The following is a 22,943-nucleotide window of genomic DNA, read 5'->3' as shown; positions in this document are numbered from 1 at the left end:
GTGCCGGCCGCGGACCCGTGCGGCAGAATCGGCGGCGTGCGGTTCGGCATTCTGGGGGAGACGAGAGCGCTGCGGGACGACGGGGGCACCGCCGCCGTCGGAGGCCCGGGCCGGCGGGCGCTGCTGGCGATGCTGCTGCTGGAGGCGGGCCGGATCGTCAGTGCCGAGCGGCTGATCGACGGGCTGTACGGGGACGAGCCGCCGGCCGGGGTCGGCAACGCGCTGCAGTCCCAGGTCTCGCGGCTGCGCGCGGCCGTCGCCGTGCCCATCGAGCGCCATCCGGGCGGCTACCGGCTGGTGGTCACCCCTGACGAGGTGGACGTGCACCGCTTCGAGCGGCTCGCAGCCGAGGGGCGGGAGGCGCTGGCCGCGGGTGAGCCCGGGCGGGCCGCGGGCCTGCTGCGCGGTGCGCTGGAACTGTGGCGGGGCTCGGCCCTGGCGGACGTGGGCGACGCGCCCTTCGCGCGGGCGCAGGTGGCGCGGCTGGAGGAACTGCGGATCGCGGCGGTGGAGGACCGTATCGCGGCCGAGCTGACGCTGGACGCCCGGCACCACCAGGAACTCGTCGCCGAACTGCAGGAACTGGTCACCCGGTACCCGCTGCGGGAACGGCTGCGCGCCCAGTTGATGCGGGCGCTGTACGGCTGCGGCCGCCAGTCCGAGGCGCTGCGGGTGTACGAGGACGCACGGCGTGAACTCGCCGAGTCCCTCGGCGCCGACCCGGGCCCGGAACTGGCGGAGGCGCATCTGGCGGTGCTGCGCGGCGAGCCGGTCCCCGCCCGTACCGCGCCGGCCGCGGTCGCCGGGGGCAGCGAAGGCGTGCCGGATGCCCGGTCTTCGGGTGTTTCACGTGAAACATCGTCCGCCGGGAGTCCGTCCGCGCCGCTCCTCCGGCACGGGCTGCCCGCCCAGCTGACCAGCTTCATCGGCCGTGAGCAGGAGCTGGCACGGATCGGGGAGCGGCTCGGTGACGCCCGGCTGGTCACCCTGATCGGCCCGGGCGGTGCGGGCAAGACCCGTACCGCGGTGGAGGCGGCCGGGCGGCACACGGGGGAGGTCTGCTTCGTGGACCTCTCCGGGCTGACCCACGGCTCCGAGGTGCCGCAGGCGATCGCGGGGGCCCTGGGCCTGCGGGAGGCGGGTCTGCTCCCCGGGGCCGCCGGGCGTGAGACCGGGGGGCCGGAGGGCTCGCCGCTCGCCCGACTCATGGCCGCGCTGACCGACCGGGACGTGCTCCTCGTGCTGGACAACTGCGAGCACCTGATCGCCGACGTCGCCCGCATCACCGCGGAGCTGCTGGCCGCCTGCCCGCGGGTGCGGGTCCTGGCGACCACCCGGGAGGCGCTCGGGGTCAACGGCGAGACGCTCTGCCCGCTCGAACCGCTGCCGCTGCCGGCCCCCGGCGCGCCCGAGGAGGACGTGCTCGGCTCCCCCGCCGTCCGGTTGCTCCTCGAGCGGGCCGCCGCCGTGAGTCCGTCCGGCAGGCTGCCCGACGCCGAGGCCGCCGCCCGGATCTGCCGGGCCCTGGACGGCGTCCCGCTCGCCATCGAGCTGGCCGCCGCCCGGCTGCGGTCGTTGTCCGCCGCCGACGTCGCCGACCGGCTCGGTGACGTGCTCGCGGGGCCCGGTGACCGCTTCCGGTTGCTCTCCCGGGGCAGCCGCACCGCCCAGCCCCGTCAGCGGACCCTGCGCGGGGTCGTGGACTGGAGCTGGGAGCTGCTCCCCGAGGACGAGCGGACCGTGCTGCGCCGCGCCTCCGTCTTCGCCGGAGGCTGGACCCTCCCGGCCGCCGAGGCGATCTGCGCGGGACCCGCGGCCGGCCCGGCGGACGGCGACGCCATCGACGCCGAGGACGTGCTCGACCTGCTCGCCTCCCTCGCCGACAAGTCGCTGGTGGTGGTGGACCGTCCGGAGGGCGACGGCGGCGGTGTGCGCTACCGGCTGCTCCAGACCATCAGGGCGTACGGAGCCGAACGCCTTGCCGAGGCGGGCGAGTCGGAGGCGCTGCGCGGGGCGCACGCCGCGTACTTCCTCGACCTGGCGCTGACCGCCGACCCGCGGCTGCGCCGGGCCGAGCAGCTGGAGTGGCTGCGCCGGCTCGCGGCCGACCACGACAACCTGCACGCCGCGCTGGGCGGTTCGGTGGCCGCGGGCGACACCGCCGTGGCGCTGCGGCTGCTCGCGGCCCTGTGCACGTACTGGATGCTGCGCGGCATGCGCTACGAGGGCGCCCGGCCTGCTAGCGAGTTGCTGGCGGTGACCGGGCCCTGTGCGCCGCCCGGGCTGGCCGAGGAGTACGCGCTGTGCGTGATCACCGCCGCCTCCGTCACCGCGGACCAGGCCGAACTCGCCGTCCACCTGGCGGCCGCCACGGACGTGGTCGCCGGGCTCGGCGGCATGGCCCGCCGCTACCCCGTGCTCAACCTGCTCTGGGCGCCCTTCGCGGGAGTGCCCGACGACGAGACGTACGCCCGGTACGCGGACGGCGCGGCGAGCCTCGTCGAGCCCTGGCAGCGGGCCCTGGTCCACGTCGGCTCGGGGTTCCACGCGTGGATGGTCGGCGGTGACATCGCCGCGGCCGAGACGGAGTTCGACCGGGCCCTCGCCGGGTTCCGCGCCCTGGGCGACCGCTGGGGGGCCACCATGGCCCTCACACAGCTGGCCTGGCTGTCCGGGGCCCGCGGTGACGTGGCGCGGGCCGTGGGGCTGATCGACGAGGCCCTCGGCCACGCCGCCGAGCTGGGCGCCACCGAGAGCGTCGCCGAGTTGCTCGGCGAACGCGGCAGGTGCGGCCTGCGGGCGGGACGGTACGAGCAGGCCCGGGCCGACTTCACGCGCGGGCTGGAGCTCGCCCGCGGCTGCGGCGCCCGGGAGATGTTCGCCGGGGCCCACCTGGGCCTCGGCGAGTGCGCCCGGCTGACCGGCGACCTCGCCGAGGCGCGGCGGCTGTCGGGGCTGGCCCTGTCCGAGTCCCTGGACGGCTGGTACACCGGCGAGAGCGCCCGTGCCGAGGCGCACATCGCCCTCGGCAGGATCGCCCAGGAGGAGGGCGACACCGCCCGCGCCCGCGGGCACTTGCGCGAGGCCGCGGGTGTGGAGCACGGGGCCCGCGACCTGCCGCTGGCGGCGAACCTCGCCGACGCTTTCGCCGGCCTCGCGCTTGCCGAGGGCGACCCCGCACGGGCCGCGGAACTGCTGGGCGTGGCAAGTGCGCTGCGCGGCACCGAGGTGCCGGCCGGTCCCGACGCCGCCCGCACCGAGGGCGCCGCACGGGCCGCCCTCGGCGACCCGGCCCACCAGGAGGCGTACGCGCGCGGTGCGGGCCTCCCCGCCGACCGGGCGCTGCGGGCACTGACCGGGCTGACCGCACGCTGACCGGGCCCGGGCGGCCGCCGGTCAGCGCACGGTGCGCGGCCGGTCAGCGCCCGCGCGCACCGTGTCGGTCATGACGAATCCCGCACGCAAACATGACGCCGCGGCCGTGACGCCCGCTGCCCCCACCCGCCACCGCTGGGCCGCACTCGCGGTCTGCTGCCTGGCCGCCATGCTCCTCGGGATCGACAACAGCGTGCTCAACTACGCGATCCCGTCGCTGCTGAAGGACATGGGCCCGTCCGGCACCGAGATCCTGTGGATCTCCGACGTCTACGGCTTCGCCATGGGCGGCCTGCTGGTCGTCATGGGCAACCTCGGCGACCGGCTCGGCCGCAAGCGGATGATGCTGCTGGGTGCCGCCGCCTTCGGCGTGGCCTCGCTGCTCACCGCCTACGCACCGACCCCCGGGGCGCTGATCGCCGGCCGCGCGCTGCTCGGCGTCGCCGGGGCGGCGATGGTGCCCTCGACGCTCTCCGTCGTACGCCACGCCTTCACCGACCCCAAGGAGCGCACCACGGCGATCGGGATCAGCAGTGGCATCGCCGCCGCGAGCTTCGCGCTCGGCCCTGTGGTGGGCGGTCTGCTGCTGGACCACTTCTGGTGGGGCTCGGTCTTCCTGATCAACGTCCCGCTCATGGCGGTCGTCCTCGTGGCCGGCGCCCTGGTCCTGCCGGAGTCCCGCAACCCGCGGCCGGGACGGCTGGACTGGATCGGCGTGCCGCTGTCGGTCGTCGGTGTCGTGGGCGCCATCTACGCCGTCAAGGAGGGCTTTCGGGACGGCGTGGACCATGCGCCGGTGTGGATCGCCGCGGCGATCGGGACGGCGGCCCTGGTGCTGTTCGCCCGCCGCCAGGTCCGGGTCGAGGAACCCCTGATCGACCTGCGCCTGTTCCGCAACCCCGCCTTCAGCGGCGCCGTCGGCGCCAACCTGGTCATGATCTTCGCCTCGTCCACACTGTCGCTCGCCTTCTCCCTGTACTTCCAGGTCGTCCGCGGTTGGTCGCCCTTCACCGCGGGGCTGGCCCTGCTCCCCGGCCCGCTGGCCGCGGCCTTCGCCGCTCCGCCGGCCACCGCGCTGATCCCGCGGCTCGGCCGGGCGCGGGTGGTGGCCCTCGGCCTGGTGCTGCTGGCCGCGAGCACCGCGGTGCTCGGCCGGCTCTCCACGCCCGGGACGCCGTACTGGGAGCTGCTGGCGCCGCTGGTCGCCAACGGCGCGGGCATCATCCTGATCGTCTCGGTCACCAACGACACGATCCTCGCGAGTGCCCCCAAGGAGCGGACGGGCGCGGCCGCCGCCGTCTCGGAGACCGCCATGGAGATGGGCGGTTCGCTGGGCATCGCGGTCCTCGGCTCGCTGCTCGGCGCGGTCTACCGGGACGCGCTCGCCCTGCCCGCGGGACTGCCCGCGGGCGCCGCGGACGCCGCCCGCGAGTCGGTGGGCGGGGCCGCCGAGGCGGCCGCCCGGGTGCCGGGGGCGGACGGGGCCGCGCTGCTGGCGGCCGCGAAGGACGCCTTCTGCCACAGCGTCCAGGTCACCACCGTGGTGGGGGCGGCGCTGCTCGCCGTCGGCGCCGTCGTGGCGCTGTACGCCCTGCGCGGGGTGCCCGCGCAGATCGCCGACCCGGAGGCCGAGGAGGAGGTCCTGCCGCTGCCCGCGCCTTCCGGACGGTGACGGGTGCGTACGGCAGGAGGGCGGCGGGACCCGTCACGGGTCCGCCGCCCTCCTGCCGGTCGTGTCGCACCGCCTCCGGTGTCCGGGCCGTCACGTCACGGGCGGGAGTCCCCGCGGTCGCGGCGGTCGTCGGCGTCCGACTCCGCCTGCTTGGCCTGCACCTCCGGGTCGAGGGCGTCCACCGGCGAGCCGTCGACCTTGCCGAACGAGGCGTCGGCCCCGACGCCGCCGTTGAGGGAGGCGCGGTCGGCGACCTCGGTGGCGGGCGCGGGCTCCACCAGCCAGTCGGGGTTGGTCTGCTTGCTCCACCACTTCCACGCCGCGAAGCCGGCCCCGGCGACGAGACCCGCCAGCAGCAGGCCCTTGGCGAACCGCCCGTTGCGGGCCCGGCGCTCGCGGCGGCGCTCCAGCTTGCGGATGTCGTCCGCCGTGACGTGGCTGCGCAGCACGGCGACCGCGGCGGCGCTGCGGGCGGCCGCCTCCTCCGCGGCCGGGGCCGCGACGCTGCGCACGGTGGTCACCGCCTGGCCCATCCGCGGCGCCGTGAACTCCGCCGCCAGACGGGCGGTGTCACGGGTGCGCCGGGCCGCGGTCCCCACCTTCTGCTGGACGCCCGGCGGCACCGCCGCCAGGGCCTGGTCGAGACGCGCCGCCAGGTGCGCGTCGTACTGCGTCCGGGCCGCCGCGCGGGCCTGCCGCCCGGCCGCCGACACCCGCGGTGCCAGGTAGAGCCTGGCCTCGTCCGTGTAGTGCGCGGCGTTGAGCTTCGCTGTGTCGGCGTACGGCGCCACCACGTCCGCGGCGTGCCGCACGCTGACCCTCGTCCTCTCGGCTGCGTCGCGCACGCTGTCGATGCGGGTCACGAGAACCTCCTCCTCGGTGGCGTTCGGTTTTCGCCTTTCCACCCGGTTTGAAATCATGCCCGCCGCCGCGGGGTACGGCATGTGCGTACGGGCATCCGGGTCAAGGGGAGCCGTCACCGACGATGCCACCGGATGACCTGGGGCGCGACAGTTGCGTGCGGGAAGGCGTGACGTGCGAGGATTTGCCCCTGTCAGTGAGGACTATGGAAGGCAAGATCGTGGCCGAGCAGCTCTACGCCACCCTGAAGACCAACCACGGGGACATCACCGTCCGGCTGCTGCCGAACCACGCGCCCAAGACGGTCAAGAACTTCGTGGAGCTCGCGGAGGGGACCCGTGAGTGGACGGACCCGCACACCGGCCGGACCTCCCACGAGCACCTCTACGACGGCACGGTCTTCCACCGGGTCATCTCCGGCTTCATGATCCAGGGCGGCGACCCGCTGGGCAACGGCACCGGCGGCCCCGGCTACCAGTTCCCCGACGAGTTCCACCCGGACCTCGGTTTCACCAAGCCCTACCTCCTGGCCATGGCGAACGCCGGCCCGGGCACCAACGGCTCGCAGTTCTTCATCACGGTCGCCCCGACGGCGTGGCTCACCCGCAAGCACACCATCTTCGGCGAGGTCACCGACCCCGCCAGCCAGAAGGTCGTGGACTCCATCGCGACCGCCCCCACCAACCCGCGCACCGAGCGTCCGCTGGAGGACGTGGTGATCCAGAGCGTCGTGATCGAGCGTCGCTAGGGTCCCGGGAACCCGAACGCCCCGCCCGTGCGTATGACGGGCGGGGCGATTCCGCTGCGAAGGGCTGACACATGACCGACCAGGCCGTCCGCTGCTACCGGCACCCGGACCGGGAGACCGGCATCCGCTGCTCCCGCTGCGAGCGGCCGATCTGTCCGGAGTGCATGATCAACGCGTCCGTGGGCTTCCACTGCCCGGAGTGCGTGCGGGAGGGGCGTCGTGCGGCCCAGGCCGCCGAACCCCGCACGGTGGCGGGCGGTTCGGTCGCCGGGGACCCCCGGCTGGTCACCAAGATCCTGATCGGGCTGAACCTGCTGGTGTTCCTGCTCGCCAGGGTCGAGGGCAAGCAGTTCGTCACCGAGCTGGGGCTCTTCGTCCCGTGCTACGCCCCCGGCACCGCGTTGTGCGGCGTGGCGGGCGGACCCGGCGAGTGGTACCGGCTGGTGAGCTCGATGTTCCTCCACCAGGAGATCGCGCACATCGCCTTCAACATGCTCTCGCTGTGGTGGATCGGCGGTCCGCTGGAGACGCTGCTCGGCCGGGCCCGCTACACCGCGCTCTACCTGGTCGCGGGGCTGGGGGGCAGCGCGCTGGTGGTGCTGCTGGCCCCGGAGACCCTGACCCTGGGTGCCTCGGGCGCGATCTACGGACTCTTCGGCGCCACGGCCGTCTTCGTGAAGCGGCTGCGGATGGACATGCGGCCCGTCCTGATCCTGCTCGGGCTGAACCTGCTGTTCACCTTCACCTGGGGGAACATCAGCTGGGAGGCGCACATCGGCGGTCTCGTCACCGGGGCGATCATCGCCGTCGCGATGGCGTACGCGCCGCGCTCGCGCCGGGCGCTGGTCCAGTGGGGGACGTGCGTGGCGATGCTGGCCGCCGTGGCGGTCACGGTGTGGGCCGGGGTCGCGAATATCTCCGGCTAGGCCGTAACGCGCACCGTTGATCAGACGTTATCCACAGAGAGGCGGAGGCCTCCTGTGCATCCTGTGGGCAAGCCGTGCACGTGCCCCTACACACCGTGTCTGACCTGCAAGATCAACGAAAGACCGGTGGTCCGTACATCGGACCACCGGTCACACCGGTGTCAACCGGCTGGCGGTTATCCACAGATCATGCGACCTTTTCAACACTGTGGATGACGCCTGTGGATAACTGTGCGATCTGCTACTTCCACTGTGTGGACACGACGAACCCGCCCGCGATGAAGCCGAAGCCGACGGCGATGTTCCAGTTGCCCAGCTGCTCGATCGGGAAGCTGCCCTGCGTCACGTAGAAGACCACGATCCAGGCCAGGCCGACGAGGAACAGTGCCAGCATGAGCGGAGCCACCCAGCCGCGGCCGGACTTCAGCTTTATGGGGGTGGTCTTCTCCGGGGGCGGAGTGAAGTCGGCCTTCTTGCGGATCCGTGACTTCGGCACGAGGGACTCTCCTGTCGATGCGCTGCGTAACCGCGCGTGTGACGTCTTGTATGAGCGGCCCGACGGCAGGGGGGCCCACGCCTCCGGGCGTCCGTTAGCGTAGTGCTTCCGCGGGTTGGAAGGAGATAAGGCTACGGTGAGCAATCCGGTGGACGCCTCCCCGGGCCCCCGATCCGCCCGGTCTGTGGTGCTTCGCGTGCTCAGCGCCGGGGTCTTCGCGATGGCCGGTCTGCTGTTCTGGATGAGTTTCGACACCGCCAAGGGCCTGGACATCCGCACCGACGACCCGCTGCTGCGCCTGTCGGACCGTGTCCAGGAGAAGAGCCGGCAGAACGAGCAGCTGGAGAACGAGCTCGCCGGGGTGCGCGAGGACGTCGACGGACTCGCCCACACCGACAGCGGCGTCAGCGACGCCACCCGCAGGGAGCTGGCGCGGCTCGGCGCCGAGGCCGGCACCCTCAAGCTCACCGGTCCCGCCGTCTCCGTCACCCTGAACGACGCGCCGCCGGACGCGACGGCGCTCGTCCCGGGCGTGCCGAATCCGCAGCCGAACGACCTCGTCATCCACCAGCAGGACCTGCAGGCCGTGGTCAACGCCCTGTGGGCGGGCGGCGCCTCCGGCATCAAGGTGATGGACCAGCGGCTGATCTCCACCAGCGCGGTGCGCTGCGTCGGCAACACGCTCATCCTGCAGGGCCGCGTCTACTCCCCGCCGTACACCATCACGGCCGTCGGCGACCAGGAGAAGCTGCACAAGGCGCTCGACGCCAGCCCCGCGATCCAGAACTACCTGCAGTACGTCCAGGCCTACGGGCTCGGCTGGAAGGTCGAGGACGAACGACGGGTGACTCTTCCCGGCTACTCCGGCACAGTGGACCTGCAGTACGCCAAGCCTGTGGGGTGATCATGCGCCTGGTGGTGCGGACGCTGAGCGAAATGTGCATCACCGTGGGCGCGCTGATCGTGCTCTTCGTCTGCTACGTGCTGTTCTGGACCGGCGTACGGGCGGACCGCGCGATGGACGGGGAGATCGACCGGCTGCAGGACCGCTGGGCGACCGGGCCGGTCGCCGCGGCCGACCCGTCCCCCGGGGGCACGGGCGCTGCCACCCCCTCGGCGTCCCCTTCCCCGTCGGGGCCGGCCGCGGCGCCCTACCGGGACGGCACGGCCTTCGCGGTGATGTACGTCCCGCGGCTGGGCCGTTCCTGGCACAAGCCCGTGCTGGAGGGGACGGGCACCGGCACCCTGAAGAAGGGCCTCGGCCACTACGCGGACACCGCCCGCCTCGGCGCCGTGGGCAACTTCGCCGTCGCCGGCCACCGCCGCACCTACGGCGACCCGTTCAAGGACTTCCCCAGGCTGCGCAAGGGCGACGAGGTCGTCCTGACCGACGGGCGCACCTGGTACACCTACGAGATCGACCGCGCACCCTACCGCACGGTCCCCACCGACGTCGCTGTGATCGATCCCGTCCCGGAGAAGTCCGGGTACACCGTTCCCGGCCGCTACCTGACCCTGACCACCTGCGATCCCGAGTGGGGCCACAGCCACCGGCTCATCACCTGGGGGCACCTGGAATCCACACGGCCTGTGGAGGACGGTATGCCGGAGGGTTTGTCGGGCTAATCTTGGGCGAGGCACGGGCACGGAGGGCAGGAAGGCGGCGCATGTACGGCTGGATCTGGCGGCATCTGCCGGGCAACGTGTGGCTGAAGGCACTCATCTCGCTGGTGCTGGTCCTCGCCACCGTCTACGTGCTCTTCCAGTACGTCTTCCCCTGGGCGGAGCCGCTGCTGCCGTTCGGGGACGTGACCGTCGACGAGGGGATGGCAGCCGTCAGATGAGCGCACGCATCCTCGTCGTCGACAACTACGACAGCTTCGTCTTCAACCTGGTCCAGTACCTGTACCAATTGGGCGCCGAGTGCGAAGTGCTCCGCAACGACCAGGTGGAGCTCGCCCACGCCCAGGACGGCTTCGACGGCGTCCTGCTCTCCCCCGGGCCCGGCACCCCAGAGGAGGCCGGTGTCTGCGTCGACATGGTGCGCCACTGCGCCGCCACCGACGTCCCGGTCTTCGGGGTCTGCCTCGGACTGCAGTCCATGGCGGTGGCGTACGGCGGTGTGGTGGACCGGGCGCCGGAGCTGCTGCACGGCAAGACCTCCCTGGTGACCCACGAGGGCCGCGGGGTCTTCGCGGGGCTGCCGACGCCGTTCACCGCGACCCGCTACCACTCGCTGGCGGTGGAACGGGACACGGTGCCGGAGGAGTTGGAGATCACCTCCTGGACGGAGAACGGCATCATCATGGGACTGCGGCACCGCAGCGCCCGGGTGGAGGGCGTCCAGTTCCATCCCGAGTCGGTGCTCACCGAATGGGGGCACCGGATGCTCGCCAACTGGCTGGTGGAATGCGGCGACAAGGGCGCCGTCGAGCGTTCCGCGGGCCTCGCGCCTGTGGTCGGAACCAGGGCGTGACTGCGTGACCGCGCATCGGCACTTCGGTGACACCGCCGAATTCGCCGCCGTGGTGGAGCAGTTGGCCGACCCGCTCAACGACCCGCTGCCCAGCACCGGGCGCCGCGCGGCCCGCCCCGCCCAGGAGTCCGGCACGGACTCCGGCGCAGACTCTGGTGCGGAGCCCGCCGCGGCGCCGCCTGCGCCGCCCCCCACGACGCGGCCCGCGACCGCGCAGCCGGTCACCCCCCAGGCCACGGTGCCGGGTCAGCAGGTGTACGAGCAGGGGCAGGGACAAGGGCAGGAGCAGGGGTACTACGGGTCCACGAGGCCCGCCTACGAGCCGCAGCCGGCCGACCCGTGGCCGTCCCGGCCGTCGTCCGCGCCGGACCCCGAGGAGCCGCCCGAGCCGCGCCCCCGGCACGGAGGGCCGGCCGAGCAGCCGTACGCCGAGGGGTTCAGGGCCGTCCGGCGTCCGCTCACCGACGCGGAGCGTGCCGCCGCGCGGCGCCGGGTCGCGGGCGCGCCCGGCGACACCATGGCGATGCCCGTGGTGACCGGGGCCGAGCCGGAGCGCGAGCCGGAGCAGGACCGGGAGGAGATCCCGCAGCCGCCCTCCGGCGTTCCGGCGCCCGAGGGCGGTGGACGTGCGGCCCGCCGGAAAGCGGCCCAGGAGGCCGCACGACGCGGCGGCAGGGGACGGAGGCGTTCCGGCACCCCCGAGGCCCCCCAGGCCGCCACAGGGGCCGTCACGGCCCCCATGGCGTCGACGCCGGCCGCACCCAGGTCCCGCATGGAGGCCCGGCGCGCCGCGCGCGCGGCCAAGGAGAGCCCCGCGGTGATCGCCAGCCGGGTGGCCGGCGAGGTGTTCATCACCCTGGGCGTGCTGATGCTGCTCTTCGTCACCTACCAGTTGTGGTGGACCAACGTCCTCGCCCACCAGCAGGCCGGCGGCGCCGCCAACAACCTGCAGAAGCAGTGGCAAGGCGAGAAGGACCCGGCCCCCGACCCCGGCGCCTTCTCGCCCGGGCAGGGCTTCGCGATCATGTACATCCCGAAGCTGGACGTGAAGGCGCCCATCGCCGAGGGCGTCGACAAGCACAAGGTGCTCGACAAGGGCATGATCGGCCACTACTCCGGCGACCTGGAGACGGCCATGCCCTGGGACAAGCAGGGCAACTTCGCCCTCGCCGCCCATCGCAACAGCCACGGCGAACCGTTCCGCTACGTCAACAAACTGGTGGCGGGGGACAAGGTCGTGGTCGAGACGGAGAGCACGTACTACACGTACGAGATCACGAGCACGCTGCCCTCGACCCCGCCCTCCAACATCTCGGTGATCAAGCCGGTCCCCGACGGATCCGGCTTCACCAAGCCCGGCCGCTACATCACACTGACCACGTGCACACCGGAGTTCACCAGCAAGTTCCGGTTGATCGTCTGGGGCAAGATGGTCGAGGAATGGCCGCGCAGCAAGGGCAAGCCGCCCGCCTTGGTCGGCTGAGCCAGGTACGGACGTACAAAGATCGGGGCAAGTGGTGACGACCACCCAGCACGACCGCGCCCGGGAAGCAGTGCCCGACCGGCACCGGCTCTCGTGGTTCGCCGCCACCGTCAGCCTGATCGGTGAACTCCTCATCACCGCGGGCGTGATCCTCGGGCTCTTCGTCGTCTACTCCCTCTGGTGGACCAACGTCCTCGCCGACCGCGCCGCCAAGCACGAGGGCGACGCCATCAGGCGACAGTGGGCCGACAGCGCCCCGGGCAAGCTCGACACCAAGGGCGGCATCGGCTTCCTCCACGTCCCCGCCATGGGCAGGAACTACGAGGTCCTGGTGAAGAAGGGCACCTCCACGAAGGTGCTCAACGAGGGTGTCGCCGGCTACTACACCGAGCCCGTCGAGTCCGCCATGCCCGGGGACAAGCAGGGCAACTTCACGCTCGCCGCGCACCGGGACGGCCACGGCGCCAAGTTCCACAACATCGACAAGATCAAGAACGGCGACCCGGTCGTCTTCGAGAACCGCGACACCTGGTACGTCTACAAGGTCTACAAGGTGCTCCCCGAGACCTCGAAGTACAACGTCGAGGTCATCGACCAGATCCCGAAGGAGAGCGGCAAGAAGAAGGCCGGCCGCTACCTCACGCTCACCACCTGCACCCCGGTCTACACCTCGCGCGACCGCTACATCGTGTGGGCCGAACTCGTCCGCACCCAGAAGGTGGACGCGAAGCGGACGCCTCCGGCGGAGCTGGGCTGACGCGCAGGAGCCGCCAGCACGGGCAGGGGACGCAAACGGAAGGGGCCGCGGACGTGATGTCCGCGGCCCCTTCCGTTTCCGGTGCGTTCGGCGTCAGCCGCCGTTGCCTCCGTTGATGAAGCCTCCGCCGCCGTTCTGGTCCCGGGCGAAGATCGTCAGGGTGTCACCCGGCTTCATCTGGGTGCCCTGCTGCGGGACCTGGCCCTGGACGATGGCGTTCCCGTCCTGCGACGAGCCGGGCGCGAACGCCAGCGTCACGCCGAATTCCTGCGCGATGCCGCTGACCTGCGTGACCGTCATGTTCTGCAGGTTGGGGATCGCGTTGGTGGACGGCGGCTTGGCGACGAACAGGGTGACCGTCTCGCCCGCCTTGATCGTGCTTCCGGCCGTCGGGTCGGTCCGGATGACCGTGCCCTGGGCGTGGTCGGCGGACTCCTCCTGGGTGACGGTCACCTTCAGGCCGTCGGCTTGGAGGATCTGAGTGGCCTCCGCCTGGGTCTTGTTGCTCACGTCCTTGATCGTGACCTCTTCGGGCGCCACGGCCACGGTGAGCGTGATCGTCGAGCCCTTGTCCCGCTTCGAGCCGCTCTTGGGGTCCTGCTTGAGGACCGTGCCCTCTTCCTCGTTGGAGGTCTTGGACTGCTTGTCGACCTCGAAGCCCTTGTCCTTCAGCTCCGCCTCGGCGTCCTCGAAGGAGTCACCGGTGACGTCCGGGACCTCGACCTTCTCGGCGCCCTTGGAGAGCTGCAGGGTGACGCTCTGGTCCTTGGGGATCTTGCTGTCGACCTCGGCCGACTGCTGGCAGACGTGGTCCTTGGGCTGGTCGGCGCAGAACATCGCCTCACCGAAGGTGATGGTGATCCCGCCGTTCGAGGCCCGGTCCTGGGCCTCCGACTTGGTGTCGCCGACGAACTGCGGGACGGACACCGTGTCGTTGCCGCTGCCGTTCCCGGAGAACAGCGCCTTGCCCATGAAGATCGCGCCGATCAGGACCAGGACGGCGGCGACGACCAGCAGGATCGTGGACGTGTTGCTCTTCTTCGGCTTGCGCCGGCCGTTGCCCTGGGGCTGGTCGTAGCCGTAGCCGCCGTCGTCCTCGCGCATGGGCGGCAGCATCGAGGTGCCGGCGTCCTGCTGGGGCGGTAGGGCCGTGGTGGGGGCGTCGTTGCCGTAGCCGCCGTAACCGCCGCCGTTGTAGCCGACGGCGCCCAGGGCGACCGTGGCGGCGACGGGCTGGCCGTCGAGGCAGGCCTCGATGTCGGCGCGCATCTCGTCGGCGGACTGGTACCGGTAGTCCGGGTCCTTGGTCAGCGCCTTGAGCACGATGGCGTCCATCGAGGGCGTGACCTCGGGGTCGTAGACGCTCGGCGGCTGCGGCTCCTCGCGCACGTGCTGGTACGCCACCGCGACCGGGGAGTCGCCGACGAAGGGCGGCCGTACGGTGAGCAGCTCGTAGAGCAGGCAGCCGGCGGAGTACAGGTCGGAGCGCGCGTCGACGGTCTCGCCCTTGGCCTGCTCCGGGGAGAGGTACTGGGCGGTGCCGATCACGGCCGCGGTCTGCGTCATGGTCATGCCGGAGTCGCCCATGGCGCGGGCGATGCCGAAGTCCATGACCTTGACCTGGCCGTTCCGGGTCAGCATCACGTTCGCGGGCTTGATGTCGCGGTGCACGATGCCGGACCGGTGGCTGTACTCCAGGGCCTGGAGGATGCCGATGGTCATCTCCAGCGAACGCTCCGGCAGGAGCTTCCGCCCGGAGTGGAGCAGCTCACGCAGGGTGGAGCCGTCCACGTACTCCATGACGATGTACGGGATGGAGACCCCGTCGACGTAGTCCTCGCCGGTGTCGTAGACCGCGACGATCGACGGGTGGTTCAGCGAGGCGGCCGACTGGGCCTCACGGCGGAACCGGGCCTGGAAGGACGGATCGCGGGCGAGGTCCACCCGGAGCGTCTTCACGGCGACGGTGCGGCCGAGCCGGGTGTCATGGGCGATGTACACCTCGGCCATGCCACCGCGGCCGAGCACCGAGCCCAGCTCGTACCGGCCGCCGAGGCGACGCGGCTCTTCCATAGCGCTTGCCCTTCCTAAACCGTCCGTGTGGCTGCTCGGGCATACCGTACCCGCCGCCGCGTGCCGATCCCGGCCCTCGCCGGTAGCCGATACACGACCGGTATCGCGACGTGCGACATAGCGCACATCCATGGATACGGTGTGACCGGCATCACTTGTTCAGCACGGCCTCCATGACGCTCTTGGCGATCGGCGCGGCGAAGCCGCCACCGGAGATGTCGCCGCGGTTCGCGCTGGCGTCCTCGACCACGACGGCGACGGCCACCGGGGAGCCGCTGTCCGTCTTCGCGTATGAGATGAACCATGCGTAAGGCTTCTCACTGTTGTCGACGCCGTGCTGGGCGGTACCGGTCTTGCCACCGACCGTGACGCCCGGGATCTGGGCCCGGGTGCCGGTGCCCGACTGCACGACGGTCTCCATCATCTGCTGGAGCTTCTGCGCGTTCTCCGCGCTGAGCGGCTGCGAGAGCTCCTCGGGGCTGACGCTGTCCACGAGCTTGTTGTTCGAGCCGCGGAGCTCGCTCACCATGTACGGCTTCATCAGCTTGCCGTCGTTGGCGATCGCCCCGGCCACCATCGCCATCTGCAGCGGGGTGGCGGCGGTCTCGAACTGGCCGATGGACGACAGTGCCGTCTGCGGCCTGTCCATCTTGGTGGAGAAGTTGCTGGCCGCCACGCGGACGGGGACGAACTGCTCCTCGTTGAAGCCGAACTTCTCGGCCTCCTCGACCATCTTGTCGCGGCCGAGGGTCGCACCGAGCTTGCCGAAGACGGAGTTGCACGAGACCCGCAGCGCCTCCCTCAGGGAGACGTTCTTGCAGGCGATGCCGCCCTCGTTCTTCAGTTCCTGGTTGTTGGTGTCCGGGAGGATGTACGGCACCTCGGAGTCGGTCGGCTCGTCGATGTCGTCGTACAGCCCGTCCTGCAGCGCCGCGGCCGCCGTGACGACCTTGAACGTGGAGCCCGGCGGGTAGGTCTGCCGGAGCGCCCGGTTCAGCATCGGGTCGTCGGGGTTGTTCTTCTTCTGCAGGGCGTTCCAGGCCTCGCTGTCCTTCTGCGAGTTGCCGGCGAAGGAGGAGGGGTCGTACGAAGGCGTGCTCGCCAGGGCCAGGATGGCCCCGGTCTTCGGGTTGATGGCCGCGACCGCGCCCTTCTTGTTGCCCAGGCCCTCGAAGGCCGCCTTCTGGGCGGCGCCGTTGAGGGTCGTGACGACGTCCCCGCCCTGCTTCTGCCTGCCGGACAGCACGTCGACGGTGCGGGTGAAGAAGAGCCGGTCGTCGTCACCGGTGAGGATCTTGTCCTCGACGCCCTGGAGCAGGGTCGTCCCGAAGGCCTGCGAGGCGTAGCCGGTGACCGGCGCCCACATCTTCCCGTTCTTGAAGGTGGCCTTGTACCTGAAGTCGCTGCCCGTGGTCTCGGTGTGGCCGGTGATCGCCTTGCCGTCGACGAGTATGTCGCCGCGCGGCGTCGCGTACTGGTTGATCGTGACCCGTCGGTTGTTCGCGTCGTTCTTGAGCTCGTCGGCCTGCACGAACTGGATGTAGTTCACCCTGACGAGCAGGGCGAGCACGAGCAGTCCGCAGAAGATGGCGACTCGGCGCAGGGGCTTGTTCACTGGGTCCGCACCACCTGGGTCGGTTCGGCATCGGGGGACGAGGCGGGGGTCGGCGCCGGGCGGCGCGCGGTGTCGCTGATTCTCAGCAGGATGGCCACCAGGGCCCAGTTGGCGATCACCGAGGAACCGCCCTGTGCCAGGAACGGCATGGTCATGCCGGTCAGCGGGATGAGCCCGGTGACACCGCCGGCCACGACGAACACCTGGAGCGCGAAGGCCCCGGACAGGCCGATCGCCAGCAGCTTGCCGAAGGGGTCACGGGCGGCCAGCGCGGTGCGGGCGCCGCGCTCCACCAGGAGTGCGTAGAGCAGCAGGATGCCCATCAGGCCCGCCAGGCCCAGTTCCTCGCCGACGGTGGCCAGGATGTAGTCGCTCTTGGCCGCGAAGCCGATGAGCCGGGAGTAGCCCTGGCCGAGACCCGATCCGAACAGGCCGCCGGAGCCGAAGGCCCACATGGCCTGCGCGGGCTGGCTGGCGCCCTGGCCGGCCTCGACGGTGCGGAACGGGTTGAGCCAGTCCTCCACACGGCTGTGGACGTGCGACTCGAAGCTGCCGACGACCACCGCGCCGCCCACGGACAGCAGCAGACCGAACACGATCCAGCTGGTGCGCTCGGTGGCGACGTACAGCATGATCACGAAGAGGCCGAAGAAGAGCAGCGAGGTGCCCAGGTCGGTCTCGAAGACCAGGATGAGGATGCTGAGGGCCCAGATCACCAGGATCGGGCCGAGGTCACGGCCGCGGGGCAGGTACATCCCCATGAACCGGCGGCTGGCGAGCGCGAGCGCGTCCCGCTTGACCATCAGGTAGCCCGCGAAGAACACCGCGATGATGATCTTCACGAACTCACCGGGCTGGATGGACATGCCGGCGATGGTGATCCAGATCCGCGCGCCGTAGACCGGCGGGAAGAACACCGGGAGGATCAGCAGGACCAGCGCCACGACCATCGAGATGTAGGTGTAGCGCTGCAGGATGCGGTGGTCCTTGAGGAAGACCAGGACGCCGAGGAAGAGCGCGACGCCCAGCGTCGACCACATCAGCTGCGTCGGCGCGGAGGAACCGCCGGGGAGCGTGGGCTCCTGGTCCAGCCGCCAGATGAACACCAGGCCCATGCCGTTCAGCAGGGTGGCGATCGGCAGCATCAGGGGGTCCGCGTAGGGGGCGAACTTGCGGACGACCAGGTGCGCGACGAGGGCGATGGCGCCGAGGCCGAGGCCGTACGCGAGCATGCCGGCGGGCAGGGTGCCCTTCTTCGCCAGCCCGACGTTCGCGTACGCGAAGACCGGGATCAGGACCGCGAAGACCAGGAGCGCGAGCTCCGTGTTGCGGCGGCTCGGTGCGCCGACGGATGTGATGGTCGTGGTGTTCGTGACAACGCTCATGCTGGACTGACGCCCCTCCTGCTCACTAGCTGCCGCTGGGGCACTGTTGGGCCAGCGACTGGTCCTCGTCGGAGAGGGTGGGGCTGGTCGACGGGCTGCTGGAGGGGGTCGTGTTGGGCTTGGGGGAGCCGGACGCGTCGGGGGACGGGCTGCCGGTGGTCTTGCCGGTGGCGGTGTCCGCGCCCTTCTGCGCGTCCTTCCTGGCCTTCTCGGCCGCGGCGGCCTTGGACTTGTCGATGGCTTCCTTGGTCTGGCAGACCTTCGCCTGGTGCTCGAGCTCGTCCGCGGTCCGGCGTGCGTCGCCGAGTCCGCTGGCGGCGATCGTGGCCGTGACGTACTTGCGCTGGTTCTGCGGTAGGTACTTGAGTTCGATACCGGGGCGGTCCTCGTGGACCTTCGACAGGTTGACCCAGGCCAGCTTCTGCTCGATGCCCTGGTAGATCGCCGCGTGGTCGCCCTTGACGCCGACGTAGTACTGCGTCTGGGTCCAGCGGTACGCGCCGTACAGGCCGCCGCCGATGACACCGAGGACGACCAGCAGGATCAGCGAGCGCTTGAGCCACCGGCCGCGCTTGCGGGGCTTGCTCAGCTCCTCGTCCTCGAACGCGCCGAAGCCGTCCACGGGGGCGCTGACCTGCGGGTTCCCGCTGCCGGGGGGACCGAAGGCGCCGTCGGGTGCCGGCGGACGGCCGAGCTCGGAGGCGCGGCCGGCCGGGGTCTGCAGATGCCGCGGGTCGGACAGCGGCGAGTGGTGCCGGCTGTCGGCGACGGCGCCCACGACGACGGGGGTGTCGTGCAGCTGCACGGCCAGGGTGTCGCCGTCGTCGATGTCCAGGACGTCGGCGACGATGCAGGTGATGTTGTCGGGGCCGCCGCCGCGCAGGGCGAGCTGGATCAGCTCCTGCACGGTCTCGGCGGGCGCCTGGTACCCGGCGAGGGTGTCCTCGAGGGTCTGGTGGCTGACGACGCCGGACAGGCCGTCGGAGCAGATCAGGTAGCGGTCGCCGGCCCGGACCTCGCGGACCGACAGGTCGGGCTCGACCTGGCCGCGGCCGTCCAGGGCGCGCATCAGCAGCGAGCGCTGCGGGTGCGTGCCGGCCTCCTCCTCGGTGATCCGGCCCTCGTCGACGAGCCGCTGCACCCAGGTGTGGTCCTGGGTGATCTGGGTGAGCACACCGTCGCGCAGCAGGTACGCACGGGAGTCGCCGACGTGCACCAGGCCGAGCCGCTGGCCGGTCCAGAGCAGAGCGGTGAGCGTGGTGCCCATGCCCTCCAGCTGGGGGTCCTCCTCGACCATGACACGCAGCTGGTCGTTGGCACGCTGCACGGCGACGGCGAGGGAGGTGAGGATGTCCGAGCCGGGGACGTCGTCGTCGAGCGGGACGAGGGTGGAGATGACCTCGGAGGAGGCGACCTCACCGGCGGCCTGGCCGCCCATGCCGTCGGCGATGGCGAGCAGCCGCGGGCCGGCGTAGCCGGAGTCCTCGTTGCCCTCCCGGATCATTCCCTTGTGAGAGCCGGCGGCGAAGCGCAGCGACAGAGTCATGCGCACCTCGCCCGTCGGCTCCGGGTACATCCGCACGCTGCCCACCCTCTCGCTCGCGCTCGCTGGCTGTGCTCGCCCATTGTGCGACTACTTCCGCAGCTCGATGACGGTCTTGCCGATGCGGATCGGGGCACCGAGCGGGATCGGGGTCGGCGTGGTGAGCCGGTTCCGGTCCATGAAGGTGCCGTTGGTGGATCCCAGGTCCTCGACGATCCAGTTGCCGTCGCGGTCCGGGTAGATCCTGGCATGGCGGCTGGACGCGTAGTCGTCGTCGAGCACGATCGTGGAATCGTGGGCCCGGCCCAGGGTGATCGTCTGTCCCTGGAGCGCGACCGTGGTGCCCGCGAGCGAGCCCTCGGAGACCACCAGCTTGGTGGGGGCGCCGCGCCGGGCCCGGTTGTTGTTGTTCTGCTGCTGGCGGCCCTGCGCGGGCTGCGCCTGCTGGCGCTGCTGCGGCGGACGCGACTGGGCCTCGCGGCGCCCGGCCGCGCGCTGGGTCACCCGCGTGCCGAACAGGTCGCTGCGGATGACCTGCACGGCCACGATGACGAACAGCCACAGTACGGCGAGGAAACCCAACCGCATGACCGTCAGGGTCAGCTCTGACATTGCCCCCGCTTCACCCTTCGGCTTGCCGGTACACGATGGTGGTACTGCCCACGACGATCCGTGAACCGTCGCGGAGCGTAGCGCGCTGGGTGTGCTGTCCGTCCACCACGATGCCGTTCGTCGACCCGAGGTCCACGACCGTCGAGGGCGATCCCGCCCTGATCTCGCAGTGGCGGCGGGACACACCGGGGTCGTCCACCCGGACGTCGGCCTCGGTGCTGCGGCCGAGCACGAGGGTCGGACGGGAGATCTGGTGGCGCGTGCCGTTGATCTCGATCCAGCGGCGTACGTTCATGGCGGCGCCACCGGGGGCCGTGGGGCCGCTCCCGGGGAGCCTGGTGACCGGCGCGGCGCCGGGCGGCGGACCGGCCGGCATCGGCGGCGGGCCCGCGGGGCGCTGCGGGGCCTGCGGCGGGTAGCCGTAGCCACCGCGGCCGGCGGGGGGCTGTTGTTGCTGCTGCTGGTACTGCTGCTGTTGCGACTCGCTGGAGGCGAGGGTGCGGCTGCGCACCCGGTACAGGCCGGTGTCGAGGTCGTCGGCCTTCTCCAGGTTCACCTTGATGTTGCCCATGAAGGTGTAGCGCTGCTGCTTGGCGTAGTCGCGCACCATGCCGGCGAGCTCCTCGCCGAGCTGGACGGCGTACGGGCTCAGCCGCTCGTAGTCGGAGGTGCTGAGCTCGACGATGAAGTCGTTGGGGACCACGGTGCGGTCCCGGTTCCAGATCGTCGCGTTGTTGTCGCACTCGCGCTGCAGGGCACCCGCGATCTCCACGGGCTGTACCTCGGACTTGAACACCTTGGCGAAGGTGCCGTTCACGAAGCCCTCGAGACGCTGCTCGAACTTCTTGAGTACTCCCACGGTGCACCTCCCTCCTCGAGGTCCTGCGGTTGCGCACGGCGGTCCGCCGTGGTCTTCCGGTCCGATCCTTCCGGTACTGCTTACTGATCGTATCCACGCACTGGGAAAACCGCTGGTTCCCCGGTCGGTCCCACGGGACCGGTGTCAACAGTGCCATGGTCCGCGGCCGCTCCCCCACAGGGATGGTAGAGGCGGCTCATGCCAGTGTCCCGCAACAGAGGACGGTTCCCCTCGCTCGGGGGTGCCCCGAAACGGATGTGATTCCACCCTGAGCAGCGTGCTAATGTTCTCCGTGTCGGAAGGGGCTGACGCACCGGACGGGGAAGACCCCAAGGTGTGAACGGATCCGGAAGACAACACCCATGCGCGGGTGGCGGAATAGGCAGACGCGCTGGATTCAGGTTCCAGTGCCCGAAAGGGCGTGGGGGTTCAACTCCCCCCTCGCGCACACACACAGTGGAGACGGGTCTCCGACCGTGACGAAAGTCGCAGTCGGGGGCCCGTTTCTCGTGCTCCGCGTCCTGCGTCCGGGAGTGACGCAGGCCACGCGACGGCCACGCCTCCCGGCGTTGCGGGTCTAGTGCGGTCCGTTCGTGGAGAGTTCATCTCCCGCCCCTACCCTCTCAGGCGTCTCACTGTGCACACAGGAGGGGAATCAGGGAGGGGAAGACTCGAACGGGGCGCGTCGCGACGGCAGTTGCCGTGGCGGCCGCCGCGGTGGCCGGGGCGGTGCTGATGCCCGTCGACGCCGTGGCGAAGCCCTTGACGGCGCCCGCGGACTTCAACGGGGACGGCTACCGGGACCTGGTCGTCCCGGCTCCCACCGCCAAGGCCGGGGGCAAGGACGGCGCGGGCGCGGTCGTCGTCCTCTACGGCTCCAAGAGCGGGGTGTCCACCACGCGCAAGGCCGTCATCACGCAGAACACCGCGGGCGTCCCGGACAGCGCGGAGACCGAGGACCTGTTCGGTGCCTCCACCGCCTACGCGGACCTGGACGAGGACGGCTACAGCGACCTGCTCGTCGGTACGCCCTGGGAGGACCTGGGCACGACGAAGAACGCGGGCACCGTCACCGTCCTGTGGGGCGGCAAGAAGGGGTTGGCCGCGGCGAGCGCCCTGCCGGTGCCCCGGGTCTCCGAGGGCCGGTACGGGATGGACGTGGCCGCGCTGCGTGACAGCCGCGGCGCACGGGTGCTGGCTGGCGGTTACGACGGCTCGGTGGAGTTCGGGGGCACCTTCAAGCGGAACGGCTCGGTCGGCGTGAAGTCGCTGAACGCGGACACGCCCTCGGTCGCGGCCGTCGAGCTCGCCGACCTGCAGCGCGACGGGTACGCCGACCGCATCGTGACGTCGGTCCGGGTCGGCGGCCAGAGCGGCGGCCTGGTCTACGTCAACCCGGAGGGGGGTCGCGGTCCGCTGGCCGGGGACGGCACGACCACCGCCGTCGGGGACGTCAACGGCGACGGTTACAACGACCTCGTCGTGGGCGACCCGGACGAGCCCGAGGCGGGGACCAGTGGTCACCTGGGCGGAGAGATCGCCCTCTGGTACGGCAGCAGGAACGGTTTTGCGGCCGCACCGGTACGGATGAGCCAGAACACCCCGGCGTCGCGGGCGCCTCGGCGAAGGACAACGAGTTCGGCAGCTCCGTGGCCGTCGCCGACCTCAACAAGGACGGTCTCGGTGACATCGTGATCGGCGTGCCGGGCCAGAAGCAGAACAACAAGGCCCGTGCCGGGGTCGTCGTGGTGATCCCGGGCAAGAGGACGGGCGCGCTCGGCTCCGGCTCGTACGCGTTGTCCCAGGAGACCCCGTCGGTGCCCGGCACGTCGGAGCCCGCTGACGGGTTCGGCACCACACTGGCGCTCGGCGACCTCAACAAGGACGGTCACCCCGATGTGATCGTCGGCGGCGAGGGCGAGGACCGCTTCCGCGGCGCGGTGTGGGTCCTGCCCGGCACGTCCACCAGGCCCACCGGCAAGGGCAGCGTGGAGCTGACCGCCGCGAAGCTCGGGGTGGCCGGGGATCTCCCGCAGGTCGGCGGCTTCCAGCCGTCCTGACC

General features: G+C 71.4%; 20 protein-coding genes and 1 tRNA gene. 13 read left to right on the top strand and 8 right to left on the bottom strand.

What is annotated here, in order from left to right:
* Window positions 1-36 precede the first annotated feature (36 nt).
* Both AC1VWI_RS22820 and AC1VWI_RS22815 read left to right on the top strand, forming a co-directional pair.
* A complete protein-coding gene (locus AC1VWI_RS22820) occupies window positions 37-3,375 on the top strand; it encodes an AfsR/SARP family transcriptional regulator (RefSeq protein ID WP_499512878.1) in 3,339 nt (1,112 codons plus the stop codon).
* 70 nt (window positions 3,376-3,445) lie between these two features.
* Window positions 3,446-5,047 (top strand): MFS transporter, encoded by a 1,602-nt coding sequence (locus tag AC1VWI_RS22815; protein WP_499512877.1) that lies wholly within the window; start codon window positions 3,446-3,448, stop codon window positions 5,045-5,047.
* A 95-nt stretch (window positions 5,048-5,142) separates the two neighbouring features.
* On the opposite strand, the gene AC1VWI_RS22810 is transcribed toward AC1VWI_RS22815, so the two are convergent.
* Window positions 5,143-5,910 (bottom strand): DUF5324 family protein, encoded by a 768-nt coding sequence (locus AC1VWI_RS22810; RefSeq protein ID WP_499512876.1) that lies wholly within the window; start codon window positions 5,908-5,910, stop codon window positions 5,143-5,145.
* A gap of 218 nt (window positions 5,911-6,128) precedes the next feature.
* On the opposite strand from AC1VWI_RS22810, the gene AC1VWI_RS22805 reads away from it, so the two are divergent.
* Both AC1VWI_RS22805 and AC1VWI_RS22800 read left to right on the top strand, forming a co-directional pair.
* Window positions 6,129-6,656, top strand: coding sequence for a peptidylprolyl isomerase (locus AC1VWI_RS22805; protein ID WP_499516890.1), 528 nt, complete (start codon window positions 6,129-6,131; stop codon window positions 6,654-6,656).
* A gap of 71 nt (window positions 6,657-6,727) precedes the next feature.
* A complete protein-coding gene (locus AC1VWI_RS22800; protein ID WP_499512875.1) occupies window positions 6,728-7,582 on the top strand; it encodes a rhomboid family intramembrane serine protease in 855 nt (284 codons plus the stop codon).
* A 241-nt stretch (window positions 7,583-7,823) separates the two neighbouring features.
* Here AC1VWI_RS22800 and crgA read toward each other — a convergent pair whose 3' ends face one another.
* A complete protein-coding gene (gene crgA / locus AC1VWI_RS22795; protein WP_089229113.1) occupies window positions 7,824-8,078 on the bottom strand; it encodes a cell division protein CrgA in 255 nt (84 codons plus the stop codon).
* 136 nt (window positions 8,079-8,214) lie between these two features.
* On the opposite strand from crgA, the gene AC1VWI_RS22790 reads away from it, so the two are divergent.
* From AC1VWI_RS22790 to AC1VWI_RS22765, 6 genes are all read left to right on the top strand, one after another.
* Complete coding sequence (locus AC1VWI_RS22790; protein ID WP_499512874.1) at window positions 8,215-8,982, top strand: DUF881 domain-containing protein; 768 nt, start codon at window positions 8,215-8,217, stop codon at window positions 8,980-8,982.
* A gap of 2 nt (window positions 8,983-8,984) precedes the next feature.
* The gene (locus tag AC1VWI_RS22785; protein WP_499512873.1) at window positions 8,985-9,704 is read left to right on the top strand and encodes a class E sortase; all 720 of its coding nucleotides are present in this window, start codon (window positions 8,985-8,987) and stop codon (window positions 9,702-9,704) included.
* Window positions 9,705-9,745: 41 nt separating this feature from the next.
* Complete coding sequence (locus AC1VWI_RS22780; protein ID WP_499512872.1) at window positions 9,746-9,922, top strand: hypothetical protein; 177 nt, start codon at window positions 9,746-9,748, stop codon at window positions 9,920-9,922.
* A complete protein-coding gene (locus AC1VWI_RS22775; protein WP_354792929.1) occupies window positions 9,919-10,554 on the top strand; it encodes an aminodeoxychorismate/anthranilate synthase component II in 636 nt (211 codons plus the stop codon). Before AC1VWI_RS22780 ends, AC1VWI_RS22775 begins: the two co-directional genes overlap by 4 nt.
* Window positions 10,555-10,558: 4 nt before the next feature.
* Window positions 10,559-12,037 (top strand): class E sortase, encoded by a 1,479-nt coding sequence (locus AC1VWI_RS22770; RefSeq protein ID WP_499512871.1) that lies wholly within the window; start codon window positions 10,559-10,561, stop codon window positions 12,035-12,037.
* 70 nt (window positions 12,038-12,107) lie between these two features.
* Window positions 12,108-12,794: a class E sortase gene (locus AC1VWI_RS22765; RefSeq protein ID WP_499516889.1), complete on the top strand. Its 687-nt coding sequence runs from the start codon at window positions 12,108-12,110 to the stop codon at window positions 12,792-12,794.
* Window positions 12,795-12,887: 93 nt separating this feature from the next.
* On the opposite strand, the gene pknB is transcribed toward AC1VWI_RS22765, so the two are convergent.
* From pknB to AC1VWI_RS22735, 6 genes are all read right to left on the bottom strand, one after another.
* Window positions 12,888-14,867: a Stk1 family PASTA domain-containing Ser/Thr kinase gene (gene pknB, locus AC1VWI_RS22760; RefSeq protein WP_499512870.1), complete on the bottom strand. Its 1,980-nt coding sequence runs from the start codon at window positions 14,865-14,867 to the stop codon at window positions 12,888-12,890.
* Window positions 14,868-15,018: 151 nt separating this feature from the next.
* Complete coding sequence (locus tag AC1VWI_RS22755; protein WP_499512869.1) at window positions 15,019-16,482, bottom strand: peptidoglycan D,D-transpeptidase FtsI family protein; 1,464 nt, start codon at window positions 16,480-16,482, stop codon at window positions 15,019-15,021.
* A complete protein-coding gene (locus AC1VWI_RS22750; RefSeq protein ID WP_499512868.1) occupies window positions 16,479-17,867 on the bottom strand; it encodes an FtsW/RodA/SpoVE family cell cycle protein in 1,389 nt (462 codons plus the stop codon). Before AC1VWI_RS22750 ends, AC1VWI_RS22755 begins: the two co-directional genes overlap by 4 nt.
* 25 nt (window positions 17,868-17,892) lie before the next feature.
* On the bottom strand, window positions 17,893-19,443 hold the full coding sequence (locus AC1VWI_RS22745) for a PP2C family protein-serine/threonine phosphatase (protein WP_499516888.1): 1,551 nt from the start codon (window positions 19,441-19,443) through the stop codon (window positions 17,893-17,895).
* A gap of 57 nt (window positions 19,444-19,500) precedes the next feature.
* A complete protein-coding gene (locus tag AC1VWI_RS22740) occupies window positions 19,501-20,022 on the bottom strand; it encodes an FHA domain-containing protein FhaB/FipA (RefSeq protein WP_499512867.1) in 522 nt (173 codons plus the stop codon).
* Window positions 20,023-20,032: 10 nt separating this feature from the next.
* Window positions 20,033-20,881: an FHA domain-containing protein gene (locus AC1VWI_RS22735; protein ID WP_499512866.1), complete on the bottom strand. Its 849-nt coding sequence runs from the start codon at window positions 20,879-20,881 to the stop codon at window positions 20,033-20,035.
* 364 nt (window positions 20,882-21,245) lie between these two features.
* Here AC1VWI_RS22735 and AC1VWI_RS22730 point away from each other — a divergent pair.
* The 3 genes from AC1VWI_RS22730 to AC1VWI_RS22720 all read left to right on the top strand — a co-directional run bounded on the left by AC1VWI_RS22730 (window position 21,246) and on the right by AC1VWI_RS22720 (window position 22,941).
* Window positions 21,246-21,329, top strand: a tRNA-Leu gene (locus AC1VWI_RS22730).
* A 254-nt stretch (window positions 21,330-21,583) separates the two neighbouring features.
* Complete coding sequence (locus tag AC1VWI_RS22725; protein ID WP_499512865.1) at window positions 21,584-22,576, top strand: hypothetical protein; 993 nt, start codon at window positions 21,584-21,586, stop codon at window positions 22,574-22,576.
* Complete coding sequence (locus tag AC1VWI_RS22720; RefSeq protein WP_499512864.1) at window positions 22,531-22,941, top strand: FG-GAP and VCBS repeat-containing protein; 411 nt, start codon at window positions 22,531-22,533, stop codon at window positions 22,939-22,941. Before AC1VWI_RS22725 ends, AC1VWI_RS22720 begins: the two co-directional genes overlap by 46 nt.
* Window positions 22,942-22,943: the final 2 nt, after the last annotated feature.

The organism is Streptomyces sp. TOM-9 (assembly GCF_056858595.1).
The sequence above is the reverse complement of the archived record's forward strand: the minus strand, read 5'-3'. Positions and strand labels throughout refer to the sequence as shown.